The 19319-nt window shown below is 67.9% G+C and carries 18 protein-coding genes; 11 read left to right on the forward strand and 7 right to left on the reverse strand.

Annotation, left to right across the window (positions count from 1 at the left end; all coding sequences use genetic code 11):
• Window positions 1–7: 7 nt before the first annotated feature.
• The gene (locus tag CA951_RS22785; RefSeq protein WP_087558967.1) at window positions 8–3787 is read left to right on the forward strand and encodes a multifunctional oxoglutarate decarboxylase/oxoglutarate dehydrogenase thiamine pyrophosphate-binding subunit/dihydrolipoyllysine-residue succinyltransferase subunit; all 3780 of its coding nucleotides are present in this window, start codon (window positions 8–10) and stop codon (window positions 3785–3787) included.
• A 152-nt stretch (window positions 3788–3939) separates the two neighbouring features.
• Here CA951_RS22785 and CA951_RS22790 read toward each other — a convergent pair whose 3' ends face one another.
• A complete protein-coding gene (locus CA951_RS22790) occupies window positions 3940–4578 on the reverse strand; it encodes a TetR/AcrR family transcriptional regulator (protein ID WP_087558968.1) in 639 nt (212 codons plus the stop codon).
• A gap of 70 nt (window positions 4579–4648) precedes the next feature.
• On the opposite strand from CA951_RS22790, the gene CA951_RS22795 reads away from it, so the two are divergent.
• The 3 genes from CA951_RS22795 to CA951_RS22805 are packed head-to-tail and all read left to right on the forward strand — an operon-like array spanning window position 4649 to window position 8005.
• The gene (locus CA951_RS22795) at window positions 4649–6250 is read left to right on the forward strand and encodes an NAD(P)/FAD-dependent oxidoreductase (protein ID WP_087558969.1); all 1602 of its coding nucleotides are present in this window, start codon (window positions 4649–4651) and stop codon (window positions 6248–6250) included.
• A complete protein-coding gene (locus tag CA951_RS22800) occupies window positions 6247–7077 on the forward strand; it encodes an SDR family oxidoreductase (RefSeq protein ID WP_087558970.1) in 831 nt (276 codons plus the stop codon). Before CA951_RS22795 ends, CA951_RS22800 begins: the two co-directional genes overlap by 4 nt.
• Before the next feature lie 7 nt (window positions 7078–7084).
• Window positions 7085–8005 (forward strand): alpha/beta hydrolase, encoded by a 921-nt coding sequence (locus CA951_RS22805; protein ID WP_087558971.1) that lies wholly within the window; start codon window positions 7085–7087, stop codon window positions 8003–8005.
• Here the strand turns inward: CA951_RS22805 and CA951_RS22810 are convergent.
• Entirely contained in the window at window positions 7964–8911 is a 948-nt protein-coding gene (locus tag CA951_RS22810; RefSeq protein ID WP_087558972.1) for an ABC transporter substrate-binding protein, read from the reverse strand. The two genes, CA951_RS22805 and CA951_RS22810, sit on opposite strands and share 42 nt — an antisense overlap.
• A 144-nt stretch (window positions 8912–9055) precedes the next feature.
• Between CA951_RS22810 and CA951_RS22815 the strand changes: the two genes are divergently transcribed.
• The 4 genes from CA951_RS22815 to CA951_RS22830 are packed head-to-tail and all read left to right on the forward strand — an operon-like array spanning window position 9056 to window position 12602.
• Window positions 9056–10030 carry an ABC transporter substrate-binding protein gene (locus CA951_RS22815; RefSeq protein ID WP_087558973.1) on the forward strand — a complete coding sequence of 325 codons (975 nt, stop codon included), beginning with the start codon at window positions 9056–9058 and terminating at the stop codon, window positions 10028–10030.
• A gap of 10 nt (window positions 10031–10040) precedes the next feature.
• On the forward strand, window positions 10041–11198 hold the full coding sequence (locus CA951_RS22820; protein ID WP_087558974.1) for an ABC transporter ATP-binding protein: 1158 nt from the start codon (window positions 10041–10043) through the stop codon (window positions 11196–11198).
• 4 nt (window positions 11199–11202) lie between these two features.
• Window positions 11203–11901: an ABC transporter permease gene (locus tag CA951_RS22825; RefSeq protein WP_087558975.1), complete on the forward strand. Its 699-nt coding sequence runs from the start codon at window positions 11203–11205 to the stop codon at window positions 11899–11901.
• Window positions 11898–12602, forward strand: a complete 705-nt coding sequence (locus tag CA951_RS22830; protein WP_087558976.1) for an ABC transporter permease — start codon at window positions 11898–11900, stop codon at window positions 12600–12602. Before CA951_RS22825 ends, CA951_RS22830 begins: the two co-directional genes overlap by 4 nt.
• An 81-nt stretch (window positions 12603–12683) precedes the next feature.
• Here CA951_RS22830 and CA951_RS22835 read toward each other — a convergent pair whose 3' ends face one another.
• The 3 genes from CA951_RS22835 to CA951_RS22845 form a co-directional block, all read right to left on the reverse strand.
• Window positions 12684–13877 carry an NADP-dependent malic enzyme gene (locus tag CA951_RS22835; protein WP_087558977.1) on the reverse strand — a complete coding sequence of 398 codons (1194 nt, stop codon included), beginning with the start codon at window positions 13875–13877 and terminating at the stop codon, window positions 12684–12686.
• A 378-nt stretch (window positions 13878–14255) separates the two neighbouring features.
• Window positions 14256–14615, reverse strand: coding sequence for a hypothetical protein (locus tag CA951_RS22840; RefSeq protein ID WP_087558978.1), 360 nt, complete (start codon window positions 14613–14615; stop codon window positions 14256–14258).
• Window positions 14612–15466: a PHP domain-containing protein gene (locus CA951_RS22845; protein WP_087558979.1), complete on the reverse strand. Its 855-nt coding sequence runs from the start codon at window positions 15464–15466 to the stop codon at window positions 14612–14614. Before CA951_RS22845 ends, CA951_RS22840 begins: the two co-directional genes overlap by 4 nt.
• Window positions 15467–15612: 146 nt before the next feature.
• Here CA951_RS22845 and corA point away from each other — a divergent pair, with 146 nt between their 5' ends.
• Complete coding sequence (corA, locus tag CA951_RS22850) at window positions 15613–16704, forward strand: magnesium/cobalt transporter CorA (protein WP_087559002.1); 1092 nt, start codon at window positions 15613–15615, stop codon at window positions 16702–16704.
• Here the strand turns inward: corA and CA951_RS22855 are convergent.
• Window positions 16701–17288: a suppressor of fused domain protein gene (locus tag CA951_RS22855; protein WP_179220281.1), complete on the reverse strand. Its 588-nt coding sequence runs from the start codon at window positions 17286–17288 to the stop codon at window positions 16701–16703. The genes corA and CA951_RS22855 overlap by 4 nt on opposite strands.
• Before the next feature lie 65 nt (window positions 17289–17353).
• Between CA951_RS22855 and CA951_RS22860 the strand changes: the two genes are divergently transcribed.
• Both CA951_RS22860 and CA951_RS22865 read left to right on the forward strand, forming a co-directional pair.
• Window positions 17354–18049 (forward strand): metallophosphoesterase, encoded by a 696-nt coding sequence (locus CA951_RS22860; RefSeq protein ID WP_015889788.1) that lies wholly within the window; start codon window positions 17354–17356, stop codon window positions 18047–18049.
• Window positions 18039–18920, forward strand: a complete 882-nt coding sequence (locus tag CA951_RS22865) for a chromosome partitioning protein ParB (protein WP_087558981.1) — start codon at window positions 18039–18041, stop codon at window positions 18918–18920. Before CA951_RS22860 ends, CA951_RS22865 begins: the two co-directional genes overlap by 11 nt.
• Before the next feature lie 25 nt (window positions 18921–18945).
• Here the strand turns inward: CA951_RS22865 and CA951_RS22870 are convergent.
• On the reverse strand, window positions 18946–19319 hold a 374-nt coding region (locus CA951_RS22870), incomplete at its 5' end, for a zinc ribbon domain-containing protein (protein ID WP_143543086.1).

Genomic DNA, 19319 nt, shown 5'->3' on the forward strand with positions numbered 1-19319 from the left:
ACCTGCCGTGAGCAGCAGCTCTACATCCCAGTTCGGACAGAACCAGTGGCTGGTTGACGAAATGTACCAGCGCTTCCAGGACGATCCGTCGTCCGTGGACGCGAGTTGGCACGAATTCCTGACGGATTACTCTCCCGACGCAGCCGCCGCCAAGGCAGGCGCAGCCAACGGACACGGCACGAACGGCACCACCACCGCCGCACCTGCTGCCGCTCCCTCCGCCAAGGCTTCGACTCCCCCTGTTTCCGAGTCCGCGACCGCACCCAAGCCTCAGACCAAGCCGGCCAACGGTGCCGCAGCCAAGACTGCACCCAACGGTGCAGCTCCGAAGGCTGCCGCCCCGAAGACCGAGGCCCCCAAGAAGGCCGCACCCGCAAAGGACGCCCCGGCGAAGGACGCGAAGGCGTCTGCCCCCGCGCCTGCCGCCGACGAGTCGAAGGTTCTCCGCGGCGCAGCTGCTGCCGTCGCGAAGAACATGTCGGCCTCGCTGGCCATTCCGACCGCCACCAGTGTTCGCGCCATCCCTGCGAAGCTGATGTTCGACAACCGGATCGTCATCAACAACCACCTCGCCCGTACCCGCGGCGGCAAGATCTCGTTCACGCACCTGCTGGGTTACGCGATCGTGCAGGCGGTCAAGGCGTTCCCGAACATGAACCGGCACTTCGCCGAGATCGACGGCAAGCCCAACGCGGTCACCCCCGCACACACCAACCTCGGCCTGGCCATCGACCTGCCGGGCAAGGACGGCAACCGATCCCTCGTCGTCGCCGCGATCAAGAACACCGACACCCACAACTTCACGCAGTTCTACAGCGCCTACGAGGACATCGTCCGGCGCGCGCGTGACGGCAAGCTCACCGCCGAGGACTTCTCGGGTGTCACGATCTCGCTCACCAACCCCGGCGGCATCGGCACCGTGCACTCCGTGCCGCGCCTGATGAACGGCCAGGGCGCCATCATCGGCGCCGGCGCCATGGAATACCCGGCGGAGTTCCAGGGTTCGAGCGACGAGAAGATCGCCGAGATGGGCGTCGGCAAGCTCATGACGCTGACCTCGACGTACGACCACCGCATCATCCAGGGCGCGGAGTCCGGCGACTTCCTTCGGACCATCCACAAGCTGCTGATCAGCGACGAGTTCTACGACGAGATCTTCCACTCGCTGCACATTCCGTACGAGCCGGTCCGCTGGCGCCAGGACGTCTCCGAAGGCGCGGTCGACAAGAACACCCGCGTCCTCGAACTGATCGCGGCGTACCGCAACCGCGGCCACCTGATGGCCGACACGGACCCGTTGCAGTTCGTCAAGGACAAGTTCAAGAGCCACCCCGACCTGGACGTCACGACGCACGACCTGACGCTGTGGGACCTCGACCGCGAATTCAAGGTCGGCGGATTCCACGCCCAGGAGAAGATGAAGCTGCGCGACGTGCTCAGCGTGCTGCGCGACGCGTACTGCCGCCACGTCGGTGTCGAGTACACGCACATCCTGGAGCCGGAGCAGCAGCAGTGGCTGCAGGACCGGGTCGAGGCGCACCACGTCAAGCCCACGGTCGCTCAGCAGAAGTACATCCTGAGCAAGCTCAACGCCGCCGAGGCCTTCGAGACGTTCCTGCAGACCAAGTACGTCGGCCAGAAGCGCTTCTCGCTCGAGGGCGCCGAGTCCGTCATCCCGATGATGGACGCCGTCATCGACCAGGCCGCCGAGCACCAGCTCGACGAGGTCGTCATCGGCATGCCGCACCGCGGTCGCCTCAACGTTCTCGCGAACATCGTCGGCAAGCCGTACTCGAAGATCTTCACGGAGTTCGAGGGCAACATGAACCCGGCGGCCGCGCACGGCTCCGGCGACGTGAAGTACCACCTCGGTGCCGAGGGCACGTACATCCAGATGTTCGGTGACAACGACATCACCGTGTCGCTGACGGCCAACCCGTCGCACCTCGAGGCTGTCGACCCGGTCCTCGAGGGCCTGGTCCGCGCGAAGCAGGACATCCTCGACAAGGGTGAGGACGGCTTCACCGTCCTGCCTCTGATGCTGCACGGCGACGCCGCGTTCGCCGGTCAGGGTGTCGTGGCCGAGACGTTGAACCTGGCGCTGCTGCGCGGATACCGCACCGGCGGCACCGTGCACATCGTGGTCAACAACCAGGTCGGTTTCACCACCGCCCCGGAGCACTCCCGTTCGTCGGAGTACTGCACCGACGTCGCGAAGATGATCGGCGCGCCGATCTTCCACGTGAACGGCGACGACCCCGAGGCATGTGTCTGGGTCGCCCAGCTCGCTGTCGACTTCCGGGAGAAGTTCCAGAAGGACGTCGTCATCGACATGATCTGCTACCGCCGTCGCGGTCACAACGAGGGCGACGACCCGTCGATGACGCAGCCGGCGATGTACGACGTGATCGACACCAAGCGCAGCGTCCGCAAGAGCTACACCGAATCCCTGATCGGCCGCGGCGACATCTCGCTGAAGGAAGCCGAAGACGCACTGCGCGACTACCAGGGTCAGCTGGAGCGGGTGTTCAACGAGGTTCGCGAACTCGAGAAGTACACGCCGGAGCCCAGTGAGTCGGTCGAGCTCGACCAGGTGCTGCCCACGAAGTTGAAGACGTCGGTCGACGAGTCGGTGCTCGAACGGATCGGCGACGCGTTCGTCAACGTTCCCGAGGGCTTCACCGTGCACCCGCGCGTCAAGCCGGTCATCGACAAGCGCCGCGAGATGTCCCGCGAGGGCAAGATCGACTGGGCCTTCGCCGAGCTACTCGCGTTCGGTTCGCTGGTCGACCAGGGCAAGATGGTTCGCCTGTCCGGCCAGGACTCGAAGCGCGGCACGTTCACGCAGCGTCACTCGGTCCTCATCGACCGCAAGACGGGCGCCGAGTACATCCCGCTGCAGAACCTCGGCAGCGAGAACCCCGGCAAGTTCCTGGTCTACGACTCCGCGCTCAGCGAGTTCGCCGCCGTCGGCTTCGAGTACGGCTACTCCGTGGGCAACCCGGACGCGCTCGTGCTGTGGGAGGCGCAGTTCGGTGACTTCGTCAACGGTGCGCAGTCGATCATCGACGAGTTCATCTCGTCCGGTGAGGCCAAGTGGGGCCAGCTGTCCGACGTCGTGCTGCTGCTGCCGCACGGCCACGAGGGTCAGGGTCCCGACCACACGTCCGGTCGTATCGAGCGCTTCCTGCAGTTGTGCGCCGAGGGTTCGATGACCGTGGCCGTGCCGTCCACCCCGGCCAGCTACTTCCACCTGCTGCGTCGTCACTCGCTCGACGGAATCCGCCGCCCGCTGGTCGTCTTCACGCCGAAGTCGATGCTGCGCAACAAGGCCGCGGTCTCCGATGTCGAGGACTTCACCACCGGCAAGTTCCGGTCGGTGTTCGAGGAGCCGACGTACGAGACGGGCGACGGCGAACGCGACAAGGTTCGCCGTGTCCTGCTCGTCAGCGGCAAGCTGTACTGGGAGTTGCTGGCGAAGAAGCAGAAGGACAACCGCGAGGACATCGCGATCGTCCGCATCGAGCAGCTGTACCCGGTTCCGAGCCGTCGTCTCCGCGAGACGCTGGACCGCTACCCGAACGCCACCGAGTTCCGGTGGGTTCAGGAGGAGCCGGCGAACCAGGGCGCGTGGCCGTTCTTCGGTCTCGCACTGCCCGAGTTGCTGCCCGACAAGCTGTCCGGAATCAAGCGCATCTCGCGTCGTTCGATGTCGGCACCGTCCTCGGGTTCGAGCAAGGTGCACGCTGTGGAACAGCAAGAGATCATCGATGAAGCCTTCGGCTGAAGAGCGTGAAACGGCTGAAGCCTTCGGCTGAACAGCTGAGCGTTTTGATTGACTGATCTGCCATTGAGCCGGGTCGAGTTCACTCCGCGGAGTGGATTCGACCCGGCTTCGTGGTTTCTGCCTCCGCCTCGGCGTCGGGGCACTAGGAGGTGTCAGGTCGTGGTGGCCGACACGAGCGCGGCGGCGATCTCGGGTGCGGCGGCGATGGCCAGCGCGGGCAGGGCCTGGACGTTGAGTTCGATCAGTTCTTCGCGGGTCAGGTGCGGGTCGCGCAGCCAGGTGATCGTGACTTCCTCGACGTAGGCGATCCAGCCCCGGACGGCGAGGTCGACCGCGCGGGTGGGCTCGATACCGATCGCGGGCAGTTGTTCGAGGGTGCGTTCGGACATCACGGCGCGGGTCTGCTCGAAGACTGCCCGCATGTCCGGGTCCCCACTTGCCGTTCCCCGCAGGAGCGAGACGTACGTGCCCCGGTTCTCGGTCACGTAGTCGACGTACGACGCGAGCACCGAACGCAGGATCTGCATCGGATCGCGCGCTTCCTCGACGTACGGGTCGGGGGCGGTGCGGGCGAGCATCTCGCTGCTGGTGTGCCGGACGATCTCGAGGTGGAAGTCGTGCTTCGACGCGAAGTAGTGGAACAGCAGGCCGCGGGAAACACCGGCCTGATCTGCGATGTCCTCGACGGAGATCTGCTCCAGGGGGCGCTGCGCCAGCATCTTGGCGCCGAGGTCGATCAGTTGCGCGCGCCGCTGTTCGGGGCTGAGACGGGTCCGCTTCACAACGTCCATGAGACAAGACTACTGAATGAAGGTCAATAGGCTATTGACTACCCCTCAATAGCGCCCTATGGTTTCTTACATGAGTCTCCCCGTCACAGATACTTACGCCCCCACCGCAGGTGTCCGCCACGTCGACACACTGATCATCGGCAGCGGGTTCGCCGGCCTCGGCGCGGCGATCAAGCTGACCCAGGCAGGCAAGACCGACTTCCTCGTGCTCGAACGCGGCAACGAGGTCGGTGGTACCTGGAGAGACAACACCTACCCGGGTGCGGCGTGCGACGTGCCCTCGCACCTGTACTCGTACTCGTTCGCGCTGAACCCGGAGTGGACCCGGTCGTTCTCGACGCAGCCCGAGATCCAGAAGTACATCGAGTCGGTGGCGGACAAGTACAAGGTGCGCGACAAGCACCTCTTCGGCTGTGACGTGCAGTCCGCCCACTGGAACGAGTCGAGCACTCGCTGGGAGGTCACCACCACCAAGGGGAACTTCGTCGCGAAGGTGGTCGTCTCCGCGGTCGGCGCACTGTGCGAGCCGTCCCTCCCCGACATCAAGGGCATCGAAGACTTCGAGGGCGAGATCTTCCACTCCGCCCGCTGGAACCACGACGCCGACCTGACGGGCAAGCGCGTCGCCGTCATCGGCACCGGCGCCTCGGCCATCCAGATCGTGCCCGCCATCGGCAAGAAGGTGTCGCACCTCGACGTGTACCAGCGCACGGCGCCGTGGATCCTCCCCCGGGCGGACCGCGAGTACACGACACTCGAGCACACCGCGTTCAAATACCTCCCCGGCTTCCAGAAGCTGTGCCGCACCGGCATCTACTGGATGCGTGAGAGCCAGGTCGTCGGACTCGCGAAGGCCCCGGTCTTCATGAAGCCGCTGCAGTTCGCGGCCGAGCGTCACCTGCGTCGTCAGATCAAGGACAAGGCTTTGCGCAAGAAGGTGACTCCGAACTTCCAGATCGGCTGCAAGCGCATGCTCATCTCGAACAACTACTACCCCACCCTCGCGCAGGACAACGTCGACCTGGTCACCGACGGCATCGCCGAGGTCACGGCGAACTCGGTGATCTCGAAGGACGGCACCATCCGCGAGGTCGACGCCATCGTCGTCGCCACCGGCTTCCACGTCACCGACTCCCCCACGTTCGAGGGCATCTTCGGCAAGGACGGCCGCTCGCTGGCCGCGGTCTTCGACGAGGGCGGACAGCAGGGCTACAAGGGCGCCGCGATTGCGAACTTTCCCAACATGTTCTTCCTGGTCGGCCCGAACACGGGCCTGGGCCACACCTCGATGGTCTTCATGATCGAGTCGCAGCTCAACTACCTCGTCGACGCCCTGCAGACGATCGACAAGTACGGCATCGGCAAGATCGAGGTCCGTCAGGACGCCCAGGACCGGTACAACGCAGACCTCCAGGAGAAGCTGTCGCACAGCGTCTGGAACAACGGCGGGTGCGCGAGCTGGTACCTCGACAAGCACGGCAACAACACCACCCTGTGGCCGGGCTTCACGTTCCAGTTCCGGAACGAGACCAGGCGCTTCGATCTCACCGCGTACGACAGCGTGGCCACCGCCGATCTGCCTGCGCCCGTGCACGTGAACGGCAAGACCCCCGGATCCGCCGCCATCCCGGCGCAGATCGACCTCGACGACGACAAGGTGACAGCACAGTGAGCGAGTTCGCAGGCAAGGTAGTCGTGATCACCGGAGCCGGCTCCGGCATCGGCAGGGCGCTCGCCCTCGACCTGGCGCGCCGCGGTGCCCGGCTGGCGATCTCGGACATGGACACCGTCGGGCTCGCCGAGACCGCACGTCAGGCGGAGACGCTGGGCGCCGAGGTCAAGGCCGATCACCTGGACGTCACCCAGCGCGAGGCGGTGCTCGCGTACGCCGACGAGGTGCGGGCTCACTTCGGCAAGATCAACCAGGTGTACAACAACGCCGGCATCGCCTACCACGGTGAGTTCGAGAAGTCCGAGTTCAAGGACATCGAGAAGATCATGGACGTGGACTTCTGGGGAGTCGTCAACGGCACCAAGGCATTCCTGCCGCATCTCATCGCGTCGGGCGACGGCCACGTCGTGAACGTCTCGAGCCTGTTCGGCCTGCTGTCCATGCCCGGCCAGAGCGCGTACAACTCGGCGAAGTTCGCGGTGCGCGGTTTCACCGAGTCGCTGCGCCAGGAGATGCTGATCGCCAAGCACCCTGTGAAGGTGACGTGCGTGCATCCCGGCGGCATCAAGACGGCCATCGCCCGCAACGCCACCGCGGGACCGGGCGAGGACCTCGACACGTTCGCGAAGTTCTTCGACCAGAAGCTGGCACGCACCACTCCGGAAGCGGCGGCCGAGACCATCGTGACCGGTGTCCGTAAGGGCAAGGCGCGCGTGCTGATCGGCGCCGACGCCAAGTTCCTCGACGCCTGGGTGCGGCTTGTCGGGCCGAGCTACCAGCGGGTGGTCGCGTTCGTCGCCGGACGCGTCCTCCCCAAGTCGAACTGAGGTACCGATGAGCTTCCACCTACCGCTTCCGGTCGTCGCGACGGCCCTCCGGCCGTTCTACCGCCTCAGCCTCAACGCACGACTTCCGTACTCGGTGCAGCGGACCCTTCTCGATGTGGGCGCTCCGTTGCAGCAGGTGCCCGCCGGTGCCGTCGTGCGCCCGACCGTCCTGGCCGGGCGGCCCGCGGAGCGGATCACGGTGGGAGCCACCGAACGCCGGACCGCCGTCCTCTACCTGCACGGCGGTGCGTACACGATCGGTTCGCTCGCCACCCACCGATCGCTGGCCGCCCACATCGCCCGCGAATCGGGCAGCGTCGTCTACACCCTCGACTACCGGCTGGCTCCGGAACATCCGTTCCCGGCCGGGCTCGAGGACGCGGTCGCCGCGTACATCGAGCTGAACACCGAACATGGTTACGAGACAGAACAACTCGCCATCGCGGGCGATTCGGCGGGCGGCGGCCTGACCGTCGCCACCGCACGCCGCCTGATCGACCGGCACGGCGTGACGCCTTCGGCGTTGGCGCTGATCTCCCCGTGGGTCGATCCCGGCAGGCGCGACACGTCCCGGGACCGGGATCTCGTCGTCAACACGGCGTGGTCGTTCGACGCCGCCGAGAAGTACCTGGGCAACGGCGACGCGCGGGATCCGGGTTACGCACCGTTGCAGGGAAATCTGGCGGGACTGCCGCCGACGTTGATCCACGTCGGGGTGGACGAGGTGCTCTACCCGCAGATCATGGAGTTCGTCGACAAGCTGAACGAGTCGAACGTGGACGTCACGCTCACCGAATACGCCCGGCTGTGGCATGTCGCCCACCTGCAGGCGTCCCTGGTCCGCGAGGCCGCGGACGCGGTCGCGGAACTCGGGGCGTTCCTGGGTTCACAGATGAGCGTCCAGCCACACCCGCGCCACGTCGGCTGAATCGGCACCACCGCGGACCTGGCCGATCATGTCGGCCAGGTCCGCGGTCGTCAGTTCACCCGCCACGACGTTCAGCGCCTTCAGCTGGGCTTCGCTCAGGGTCCCGATCCGGAACAGTGGCACCACGTTCTGCGCGGTGAACACGTGTTCGTCGTCGGACAGCAGCACCAGATCCGCGTCCGCGACGTCGGGCGACGCCGTGGTCACCCCGCCCACCACCGATCCGCCCGCCGGTGCCGGGACGGCGAGTTCACCGACCGCGGCGGCGTCGTCGGCCACCCTCCGCGTCTGCGCGAACGTGCAACCGGTGAGGCCTGCGAGAGCGTCGGCCTCGAAGGCCGGGGCGAGGACGGCGGTGCTCGTTCCGCACGCGGGAACGAGGTCGTCGAGGGTGGTGAGACCGAGCTGTTCGGATGCCTGCGGAGTCACCGCCAGCGCCGACCTGTCCTCGGCGGCGGCGAAGTCGGAGATCGAAAGTCCCTGTGGCAGAGCCCTGCTCAACGCATCGAACACATCGTCCTGCTCGGTCTCCGTCGACTCGGGGTCGTAATAGCGCAGCAGCCGGCCGGTGAACTCCGGCACCAGCGTGACGCTGCCGGCATCGAGTTGCCCGAGATAGTCGGTCCGGTCACCGAGGCCGCCGTCGGTGGTGACCTGAGCGCCCGTCGAACGCAGGGCACCCGCATAGATTTCGGCCAGTATGCGGCTCTCCGCTCCGTCGCCGGCACCCACCACGATCTCGCCCGGCCCCTGCCCCGCGGAACCGTCGAGGGTGGTGTCGCCACCTGCGCATCCCGACGCCAGCCCCGCAGCGAGAACCAGCGCGGACGCGGCGGTCAGTGCGCGGGACCACGCCGCCGGGCGGTGCCTGCGGCGGGCCGATTGGTCTGTGCGTGTGTGTGCCACGTCGCGCCTTTCGTTTACCTCGAGCCGGCCGAAAACCGTGCTCTGTCCGCCCCTATCGTTACACTGGCCAACCGATGGCGCGGACACGCGTCCACCGGCTTTCGGTCGGCAGGTCCGGCGCCGGTGACAACGGGAAGGACGCTCATGCGCACCTCACGAATTCTGTCGGGCTTCACCCGCCGCTCCGTGGGCGGTCTCGCTCTCGCGACGGTCGCCGTCGTGTCGCTCGCGGCGTGCGGTGGCGGCGGATCCGACCCCCTGTCCGGTGGCGGCGAGGGCTCCGGCGACGACCCGAACGCGATCATCGTGGGATCGGCGAACTTCCCCGAATCGGAGACGGTCGCGAACATCTACACCGAGGTGCTCCGCGCCAACGGGTTCGACGTGACGACGAAGTTCAACATCGGCTCCCGCGAGGCGTACATTCCCGCGCTGAAGGACGGGTCGATCGACGTGATCCCCGATTACACGGGCAACCTCCTGCAGTATCTCGACCCGGCTTCCACCGCCACCAGCGCAGCCGACGTCGACGCGGCGCTGCCCGCCGCGCTGGGCTCGGAACTGACGATCACGACCCCGGCCCCCGCGGAGGACAAGGACGCCGTCGTCGTCACGAAGGAAACGGCGGAGCGCTGGAACCTCACCTCCATCGCGGATCTGGCGGCGCACTCGAACGAGGTGAAGTTCGGCGCACCGGCCGAATTCCAGGAACGCCCCGGTGGCCTGCCCGGCCTGAAGGCCAAGTACGGCCTCGACATCACGCCCGACAACTTCGTGCCGATCGCCGACGGCGGCGGTCCGGCCACGGTGGACGCTCTCGCGTCGGGACAGATCACGGCCGCCGACATCTTCACCACGTCTCCGGCGATCGCAGAGAACGGTTTCGTGGTGCTCGCGGACCCGCTGAACAACTTCGCGGCGCAGAATGTCGTCCCGGTGGTGCGCACCACCAAGTCCTCCGACAAGCTGACCCGCGCCCTCGACGCTCTGTCCGCGAAGCTGACCACCGAAGAGCTTGTCGCGCTCAATAATTCCGTCTCGGGTGATGCCAAGACCGAACCGGCGGCGGCCGCGAAGCAGTGGGTGACGGACCAGGGGCTCGACAAGCCGGTCTCGTGAGGAGCCTGCCGTGATCACGTTCTCGGGAGTCACCAAGCAGTACCCGGACGGCACGACGGCGGTGGACGGCCTCGACCTGCAGATCGAGGCCGAATCGTTCACGGTCTTCGTGGGGCCGTCCGGTTGTGGGAAGACCACGTCGATGCGGATGATCAACCGGATGATCACCCCGACCGCGGGCACGATCACGGTCGACGGCCGCGACATAGCCCGGACCGACGCGGTGAAGCTTCGCCTCGGCATCGGGTACGTCATCCAGAGCGCAGGGCTGCTGCCGCACCGCACGGTGGTCGACAACGTCGCGACCGTGCCGGTGCTGCGCGGCGACTCGAGGCGCAACGCCCGCAAGGCCGCGCTGGCGGTGCTCGAACGCGTCGGACTCGACCCGGCGCTGGCGTCCCGCTATCCCGGTCAGCTCTCCGGCGGCCAGCAACAGCGCGTCGGGGTCGCCCGGGCGCTGGCCGCCGACCCGCCGATCCTGCTGATGGACGAACCGTTCAGCGCCGTCGATCCCGTTGTCCGCGAAGATCTGCAGGCCGAGATGCAGCGGCTGCAGGCCGAGATGCGCAAGACGATCGTGTTCGTCACCCACGACATCGACGAGGCCGTCAAACTCGGCGACCGGGTGGCGGTCTTCGGTCCGGGCGGCCGGTTGCAGCAGTACGACGCGCCCGACACGGTGCTGTCCGCACCGGCCACCGATTTCGTCGCCTCGTTCGTGGGTCGCGACCGCGGGTACCGCGGGCTGTCGTTCCGGACGGCGGATCAGGTTCCGCTGCACACCCTGCGGACGGCGACCGAGAACGAATTGCCCGGGCTGCGGCTCGAACAGGGTGAATGGGTCCTCGTCGTCACCGACGCGGGCGTGCCGCGGGGGTGGATCGACGTCACCGGCGTCGAGGGCGCGCGGGCCGGCCGGCCCGTCTCCGAGTGCACTGCGGCGGGCGGATCGCTCTTCACTCCCGGCGCCGACCTGCGGCAGGCGCTGGACGCGGCGATCTCCTCGCCGTCCGGCATCGGGGTGGCCGTCGACGCGAACGGTGCGGTCTCGGGCGGCGTCCTCGGCTCCGAGGTGATCGCGAAGCTGGCCGAGCAGCGGGCAGCCGAGGACCGCGCGCGGGGTGAGCACTACTTCACTGCCCAGCAGGCGACCCCGGACGGGCCGTGATCCCGTGCGCTGGCTCATCGACAACTTCTCGGTCGTCGTCGACCTGACGAAGACCCATCTCTATCTCGCGCTGGTTCCGCTGCTGATCGGGCTGCTCATCGCGGTCCCGGTGGGGACGGCCATCCGGGGTGCATCCTGGCTGCGGAAGGTCACGCTGATCGTGGCGGGCATCGCGTTCACGATCCCGTCGCTGGCGCTGTTCGTGACGATCCCCTCCGTCTTCGGACTGCAGATCCTGGACCCGCTCAATGTGGTGATCGCGCTGACGATCTACTCCACCGCACTGCTCATCCGCGCCGTGCCGGAGGCTCTCGACTCCGTTCCCGCGGATGTCGTCGACTCCGCCACCGCGATGGGTTTCACGCGCCTCCGCCGGGCCCTGACCGTCGAATTGCCACTCGCACTGCCCGTTCTCATCGCGAACGTCCGGGTGGTGGCGGTGACCAACATCTCGCTGGTGTCGGTGGGTTCGCTGATCGGGATCGGCGGCCTCGGCACCCTGTTCACGCAGGGCTACCAGCGGGACTACCCCGACCAGATCCTGGCGGGAATCATCTCGATCGTCGTGCTGGCCCTCGCGTTCGACCTGCTGCTGTTCCTCGTCGGCCGGGCACTGACACCGTGGACCCGGCAGCAGAAGGTCCGGCGCGCACCGCTGGTCGCGGGACAATCGACGGCCCCGGCGCCGGAGGAGGCTTCGTGAACATTTTCGGCGGCGCCTGGGAGTACATCGTCGACCCGGGCAACTGGTCGGGCAGCACCGGAATCGGCGCCCGCATCCTCGAACACCTCTGGTACAGCTTTCTGGCGGTCGCGCTGTCCGCGGTGGTGGCGGTGCCGATCGGCCTGATCATCGGGCATCTGCGCAAGGGTGACGTGGTCGTCGTCGGTCTCGTCAACGCGCTGCGGTCGCTGCCGACGCTGGGCCTGCTGACGTTCCTGGTGCTCCTGCTCGGGCTGGGTCTGATCCCACCGATCCTGGCCCTGGTGATTCTCGGGATCCCGCCGGTCCTCGCGGGCACGTATGCGGGTGTCGCGAACGTCGACCGGACGGTCGTGGACGCCGCCCGCGCGATGGGGATGACCGAATGGCAGGTCCTCACGCGGGTCGAGGCCCCGAATGCGCTGCCGCTCATGCTCGGCGGACTACGCAACGCAACCCTGCACATCATCGCCACCGCAACGGTCGCCGCGTACGTCAACCTCGGCGGCCTGGGCCGCTACATCTTCGACGGACTGGCGCTGCGCCAATACGACCGGGTGCTCGTCGGCGCGCTGCTGGTGACGATTCTGGCTCTCGTCGTGGACGGGTTGCTCGCGCTGGCGGTGTGGGCGTCTGTTCCGGGAACCGGCCGCCTGCGGCGGAACCCGAGCGCCGGGCAGATCGCGGAGCGCGCGTCGTAAAGAGTTCCCCCACAACGGCGAACACCCCGACACCGGAACCGTGGGTGCGGGTTCCGGATCGGGGTGTTCGACGGATTCTCGCTAGTCGGTGACGCCTTCTGCGCGAGCAGCGGCGGCGACTGCCTCCGCGACAGCGGGGGCGACGCGAGGATCGAGCGGGCTGGGAACGATCTTGTCTACAGCCAGCTCGTCACCGACGACCGAGAGGATNGCCTCGGCGGCGGCGAGCTTCATGCCTTCGGTGATGCGGCGGGCGCCGGCGTCGAGNGCGCCCTTGAACACACCGGGGAAGGCGAGCACATTGTTGATCTGGTTCGGGAAGTCCGAGCGNCCGGTGGCGACGATCGCCGCGTGCTTGCGGGCGACGTCGGGGTGGATCTCCGGGTCCGGGTTCGACAGCGCGAACACGATGGAGTTCNCCGCCATCGTCGCGATNAGCTCCTCCGGGACGGTGCCCGCGGACACGCCGAGGAACACGTCTGCACCGTCGAGTGCTTCGACGACACCGCCGCGGCGGGCGGCCGGGTTGGTGCGGGCGGCCAGGTCGACCTTGATCTCGTTGAGGTCGGTGCGGTCGGCCGAGACGATGCCCTTCGAGTCCAGCACCGTCACGTCCGCGATCCCCGCGGCGAGCAGGATGTTCGCGCAGGCGACACCGGCGGCGCCGGCACCGGAGATGACGACCCGCAGGTCGTGGAGGTCGCGGTCCTGGACCTTGACCGCNCCCTTGAGGGCGGCGAGGACGACGATGGCGGTGCCGTGCTGGTCGTCGTGCATGACCGGGCAGTCNAGGGCCTCGATGACGCGCTTTTCGATCTCGAAGCAGCGGGGTGCGGAGATGTCNTCGAGGTTGACGGCGCCGAAGCTGGGGCGCAGCCGGATCAGGGTCTCGACGATCTCGTCGGGGTCCTTNGTGTCGAGGACCAGCGGGATCGAGTTCAGGCCGGCGAAGTTCTTGAACAGGGCGGACTTGCCTTCCATCACGGGGAGGGAGGCGCGGGGGCCGATGTCNCCGAGGCCGAGGACCGCGGAGCCGTCGGAGACGACGACCACGAGTCGGTTGGTCCAGGTGTAGCGGTCGGCGAGGGTCTCGTCGGCGGCGATGGCGCGGGAGACCTGCGCGACACCGGGCGTGTAGGCGATGGACAGGGCGCGCTGCGAATCGAGGGGAGCGGTGGTCTCGACCGAGAGCTTTCCCCCGATGTGGCCGGCGAAGATCTCCTCGTCGGTCAGTTCGACCTTCTGCGGTGTGGTGGGTTCGGACACGATGGACACGATGACACTCCTGATAAGTCCAGGCTCACTCGGGGCCGGGTTACTGAGAAGTAACCGTAGGGATCGGCGCTGATCCTCACAGTTACTCCACGAACGACAACTGGGGTGAAGCTTCCGGGGTGCGCGATCACGATGGCCGCAGAACGTCCGAAGCGTCATGGCACTGGGCGGGTGAGCCCCTGGCAACGCTGCCATAAAACCCCCGCCGAAGGGCGGTGGCGCCGACGTCGGAGTGGTGCTAAGTCTGGCACGAATATCGATGCACAATCAAATTGCCACGACAGTCAGATGTCTCACGTTTTCGGGCCTCTACCTGTGAGAACAAGTTACCGGCGGGTCACTGTGAGAGCCGGTTTCACCTATCGGGACGTACGTTGCTCAACCCCACCACTGGGTGGCCAGCAGAAGTGCCGCCGCAGCGAGGACGGCCACGGACGCGACCACGGCGGCGAGTCCGTCTCGGCGGTCCGCAAACCGCTGCGCCACGATCACGAACACGGACGCGACCACGTGCGCGGTGATCGAGACCGCCCCGGGGCCCGGGAAGCCCCGGCCGCCGCCGACGTAGGCGGAGCCGATCACGACGAGGCAGAGGATCACCACACCGGCGGCGACGGCCCCGCTGAGGGCGCGCAGCGCGCGGACTGGAAGCGGACTGCGCCGCGGTTCGGTGGCCGCCACCGTCCTCGGGAGGGCGGGACCGTAGGGGTCGTATCGCTCGGACTCGTGCGTGTTCATGCCGAGACCACCTGTACCCCTGATGCTTTCGATACGAGGGTGTCGAACTCGTCGGCCGTCGTCGTGAACTCGCCGAGCCGGATGGCCTTGTTCGTCCCGTGGTAGTCGGAGGAGCCGGTGACGACCAGACCGCGCTCGTCGGCGAGGGCGTGCAGCACCCGCGCGTCTTCCGGCGAATGGTCGGGGTGATGCACCTCGAGCCCGTGCAGACCGGCTCCCGCCAGGTCACGGACGTGATCGAGCGACAGCAGCCGCCCCCTCGTGCGGGCTCGTCCGTGGGCGAGGACGCTCACTCCCCCGGCCTCCGCCACCAGTTGCACGGCCTCGTCGAGCGGGGTGTCCGATTTGTCGACGAAGTACCGGCCGCGCGGGGCCAGCAGGTCCACGAACGCCTCACCGACGCTGCCGACCACGCCTGCGCGCATGAGGGCCCTGGCCAGGTGCGGGCGCCCGGCCGCCGGTCCCGCTTCCGCGAGCACCTCGTCGGCGTCGATGGGGAGGCCGTCCTCCATCATCAGCTCCGCCATGGCGCGGATCCGGACGATGCGCTCGTTCCGGAGGCGTTCCCGTTCCCGTGCGAACGCAGCGTGCGCGGGATCGAACAGGTAGGCGAGAAGGTGCACGGCGACCGGGCGTCCGTCCTCCCCCCGCCCCTCGCAGGACATCTCGATGCCCCGCACCAGAGCGAGCCCCGCGGGCAGCGCCGCGACCGCTTCGGCCCACCCCGCGGTCGTGTCGTGATCGGTGATCGCCACGATGTCGAGTCCCGCCGCGCCCGCGGCGCGCACCAGGTCCGCCGGGCTGTCGGTTCCGTCGGAGGCCGTCGAATGGGTGTGGAGATCGATGAGCACCAGACCAGTCTGTCAGGTGTCGCCGCACCGGGTCCGAGCGTGCGGCCCGGAAGCCTGGCGTGTCGTGCGACGCCGCCCGGCCCGGACCCGGTGCTGACGTACGATTCACCGGCAGCGTTTCCGACTCGACGGTGAAGGAGGGCCCCGTGCCGTCTGTGCCCTCGCTCCCCCGGCGCGGCAGCGACAAGGAACAGCGCGACGGCGACAAGGACCCGGGTTCGAGGATCCGCATCCCGACCGCGCGGGCCATCGTGGACTGCGGGGTGTACGTCGACGGCACGAGGCTTCCCGGCAAGTACACGCACCAGGCGGCGATGGCCGAGGTCCGCAAGCAGGGTCAGGGGTTCGTGTGGGTCGGGCTGCTGGCTCCCGACGAGGGGCAGATGGAGAGCGTGGCCGAGACGTTCGGGCTGCACGAGTTGATGGTCGAGGACGCCGTCCACGCCCACCAGCGGCCGAAGCTCGAACGCTACGACGACGTTCTGTTCCTGGTGCTGCGGACGGTCAACTACGTGCCGCACGAGTCGGTGGCCACTGCCAGCGAGATCGTCGAGACAGGCGAGATCATGGTGTTCGTGGGCGCGAACTTCGTCATCACCGTGCGGCACGGTGACCATTCCCCGCTGTCGAACGTCCGGCACGCGCTGGAGGCGAACCGGGAGCGGCTCGCCCTCGGCCCGTACGCGGTGCTGCACGCGGTCGCGGACCACGTGGTGGACACGTACCTCGAGGTCACCCAGGCCATCGAGGAGGACGTCGACAGCATGGAGGAGGCGGTGTTCAGTCCGCGCAGCAGCGTCGCGGTCGAACACATCTACCTGCTCAAGCGGGAGATCGTCGAACTCCGCAAGTCGGTGAACCCGCTGTCCAATCCGTTGCTCCGGCTGACGCGGTCACCGGGCAATCCGGTGCCGAAGGAGATCCGCCGCTACTTCCGCGACGTCCTCGACCACCACACCACCGTCGCCGAGCGGATCGCCGAATACGACGAGGTGCTCAGCTCACTCGTCGATGCCGCCCTCGCGAAGGTCGCCGTGCAGCAGAACACCGACATGCGCAAGATCTCGGCGTGGGTGGCCATCGCGGCCGTGCCGACGATGATCGCGGGCATCTACGGCATGAACTTCGACAACATGCCCGAACTCCACTGGCAGTACGGCTATCACGGCGTGGTGTTCGTGATCGCGTCGGTGGCGGTGGGCCTGTTCGTCACGTTCCGCCGGAACAACTGGCTCTAGAGCGACGCGGCGCCGCGGTGCGGATCGCGGACGTCGATGCCCGCCTCCGCCCACGCCTCACGCAGGGCGCCGGCGCCACGCAACCGGACCCACGCCGCCTCGGTGCCGGTGAGCGGCACGACCGAGAGGAACCGCACGGCCTCCGCGGGTTCGGGCAGCGGCAGGTCCGGGATCGTCGACTCACCGAGCAGCACTGCGGTGAACGGTGCGTCCTTCCACAGCGGCTCCCCCAGGTCGAGCAGCGCATCCTCGACGAGGACGACACCTTCCACCGACGGCGCCGCCGCCAGCACCGCGAGGGTGCGCGCGACTCCCGACGCCACCCCGGCGCCGCCGCGCAGAGTGAGGATCAGTTCGGCGCGGGGGCCGCGGAGGGCGTCGGCCACCAGTTCGCCGGGGTCGCTCATCGGGTGCCGCGAGCACCCCAGGGTCACGTAGCGGACCAGATCCTCGTCGTCGGGTGCGAACCGCAGCACGTCCAGCGGTTCGACGCCCAGGAACGTCACCGACGCCGCAGTCGGTTCCGGTCCCCCGATCTGCCCCAGCAGGTGCGCGCGAACGGAGGCCACAACGCTGTCAGTCACCCCGCCATCAAACCACCGAACCCGCTCACCCGTCCTCCGGCCTCCCGAGCCGGTAGCGTCGGAGCATGGTCTCGGTACTCGCAGTGTCCGACGAGACGATCGAGTCGCTGTGGAGTTCGCAGGTGCGCGCCATGGACGTCGACCTGATCCTCGGTGCGGGCGACCTCCCGTTCGACTACCTGGAATACCTGATCGACGCCCTCGACGCGCCGTGCGTCTTCGTGCCGGGCAACCACGACGCCGACCTGTCCGGCTACTCCGCGGGACGGGTCGGGTGGATGCGGGCGGGACTGCCCTCGGCGTGGCCGGGACCATGCGGCGCGGTCAACGCGGACGGCCGGATCGTACGGATCGCGGGCCTGCGCATCGCAGGACTCGGCGGTTCCATCCGCTACAACGACGGCCCCAATCAGTGGACCGAGCGGCAGCAGCGGCGGCGGGCGCGCAACCTGGCGCTCACCAGCGCGTGGCACGCGCGCCGCTCCGGAGTGTCCGGCGTCGACGTGCTGCTCACGCACAGCCCGCCGCGGGGAGTCGGCGACCAGGAGGATCCGCCGCACCGGGGTTTCGAATGCTTCGAGAACCTGGCGGGCAGGTTGCAGGCCCGGGTCATGATCCACGGGCACGTGCACCCGTACGGCCGGGCGGCCGAGGACCGCACGCTCGGCGCGACGACCGTCATCAACACGGTGGGATTCACCCTGATGGAGTTGTCGCCCGGCGCCGAACCGAGCATCGTAAGGCGCCGGCATGGCACGTGACACCGGATTCCCCGCCGCCGACGCGGAGAACGACTTCACCCGCCAGCGTCGCCGCGCCGAATTGTCGCGGCTGGTCAGCTGGCTGCGCCGCGAACCGGACGACGTCAACGAGATCCTGCCGTTCGACGAGGTGGTCGCGGCCGTCGGCCGGGTCGGGGAACGGTCGCTCGGACTGCAGGTGATCCCCGTCAACTCCATCGTCGGCAGCGTCGACCGCACGCGCGACTTCGACCGGTTCTTCCGGCCCACGTCCACCCGGGTGCGCGAGCGCTGGCAGCGGCTGGCCGCCGCGCAGCGCCGGGGCGAGTCGGTGCCCCCGATCCAGGTGTACCGGATCGGGTCGATGCACTTCGTCAGCGACGGACACCACCGCGTCTCCATCGCCTACGCGATGCACTGGAGCACGATCGACGCCTACGTCACCGAGATCCAGACGAAGATCTCCCCGGACGGGATCGCGCAGCGCGGCGACCTCGTGATCAAGGACCACCGCCGCCTGTTCCTCACACGGGTGCCGCTGAGCGGGCCGCAGCGGGCGGCCGTGGTCGTCACCGATCCGTGGGAGTACGCCGAGATCAGCCAGAGCGTCGAGGCCTGGGGGTTCCGGCTCATGCAGGAGGTGGGCGAATTCCTCAGCCGGGAAACCGTGGCCCGGCGCTGGTTCGGTGAGGAGTACCTGCCGGTGGTCCGGATGCTGCGGGCAGCCGAGATGCTGCCCGATCACACCGACGCCGAGGCCTACCTGTGGGTGGCACGCGAGCGGTACCGCCTTGTGCGCCAGCATGTCTGGAACGACGAGATCATCGCCGAGCTCAGTCACCTCGCACCGCGGAGGCACAAACCGGCTAGCTCATCAACTACCCGGTCCTGAAGGACGCGGGTTTGCTGCTCACGTTCTAACTGGCTGTGAGAGGGGTGGCTGCTTTAGGCACGGTTGATTGGGCGGCCCGATAATTGCTGTGTCCGAGTGCGGCAATGTTGGCGGCGGCGTTATGGCCGGCGTGGCCGGCCCATCCGCAGCCGCGGCACCGGAAGAGTGCTTGACTGTGCCTGTTCGCGGTGTCGCAGTGCCCGCAGAGGTGGCACGTCTTACTGGTATTGCGCGGGTTGATCACCTGCACCGGCACTCCTGCGGCGTGTGCCTTATAGGTGATCTGGTCGCGCAGTTGCGCGTATGCCCAGGAGTGCAGTTGTTGCCGTTGTCTGCGTGCGAGCCGTACCCGGTCCCGGATTCCCGACAGGTCTTCGACCGCGATCCCTTGACCGGTGC

Origin of the sequence: Rhodococcus sp. NCIMB 12038 (assembly GCF_002165735.1) — a bacterium.
Taxonomy (GTDB): domain Bacteria; phylum Actinomycetota; class Actinomycetes; order Mycobacteriales; family Mycobacteriaceae; genus Rhodococcus_F.

Bases quoted from the DNA above. Each gene is read 5' to 3' on its own strand.
- CA951_RS22790 (WP_087558968.1), bottom strand. From the start codon at position 4,578: ATGGACGTTGTGAAGCGGACCCGTCTCAGCCCCGAACAGCGGCGCGCG.
- CA951_RS22795 (WP_087558969.1), top strand. From the start codon at position 4,649: ATGAGTCTCCCCGTCACAGATACTTACGCCCCCACCGCAGGTGTCCGC.
- CA951_RS22805 (WP_087558971.1), top strand. From the start codon at position 7,085: ATGAGCTTCCACCTACCGCTTCCGGTCGTCGCGACGGCCCTCCGGCCG.
- CA951_RS22815 (WP_087558973.1), top strand. From the start codon at position 9,056: ATGCGCACCTCACGAATTCTGTCGGGCTTCACCCGCCGCTCCGTGGGC.
- CA951_RS22840 (WP_087558978.1), bottom strand. From the start codon at position 14,615: ATGAACACGCACGAGTCCGAGCGATACGACCCCTACGGTCCCGCCCTC.
- CA951_RS22860 (WP_015889788.1), top strand. From the start codon at position 17,354: ATGGTCTCGGTACTCGCAGTGTCCGACGAGACGATCGAGTCGCTGTGG.
- CA951_RS22865 (WP_087558981.1), top strand. From the start codon at position 18,039: ATGGCACGTGACACCGGATTCCCCGCCGCCGACGCGGAGAACGACTTC.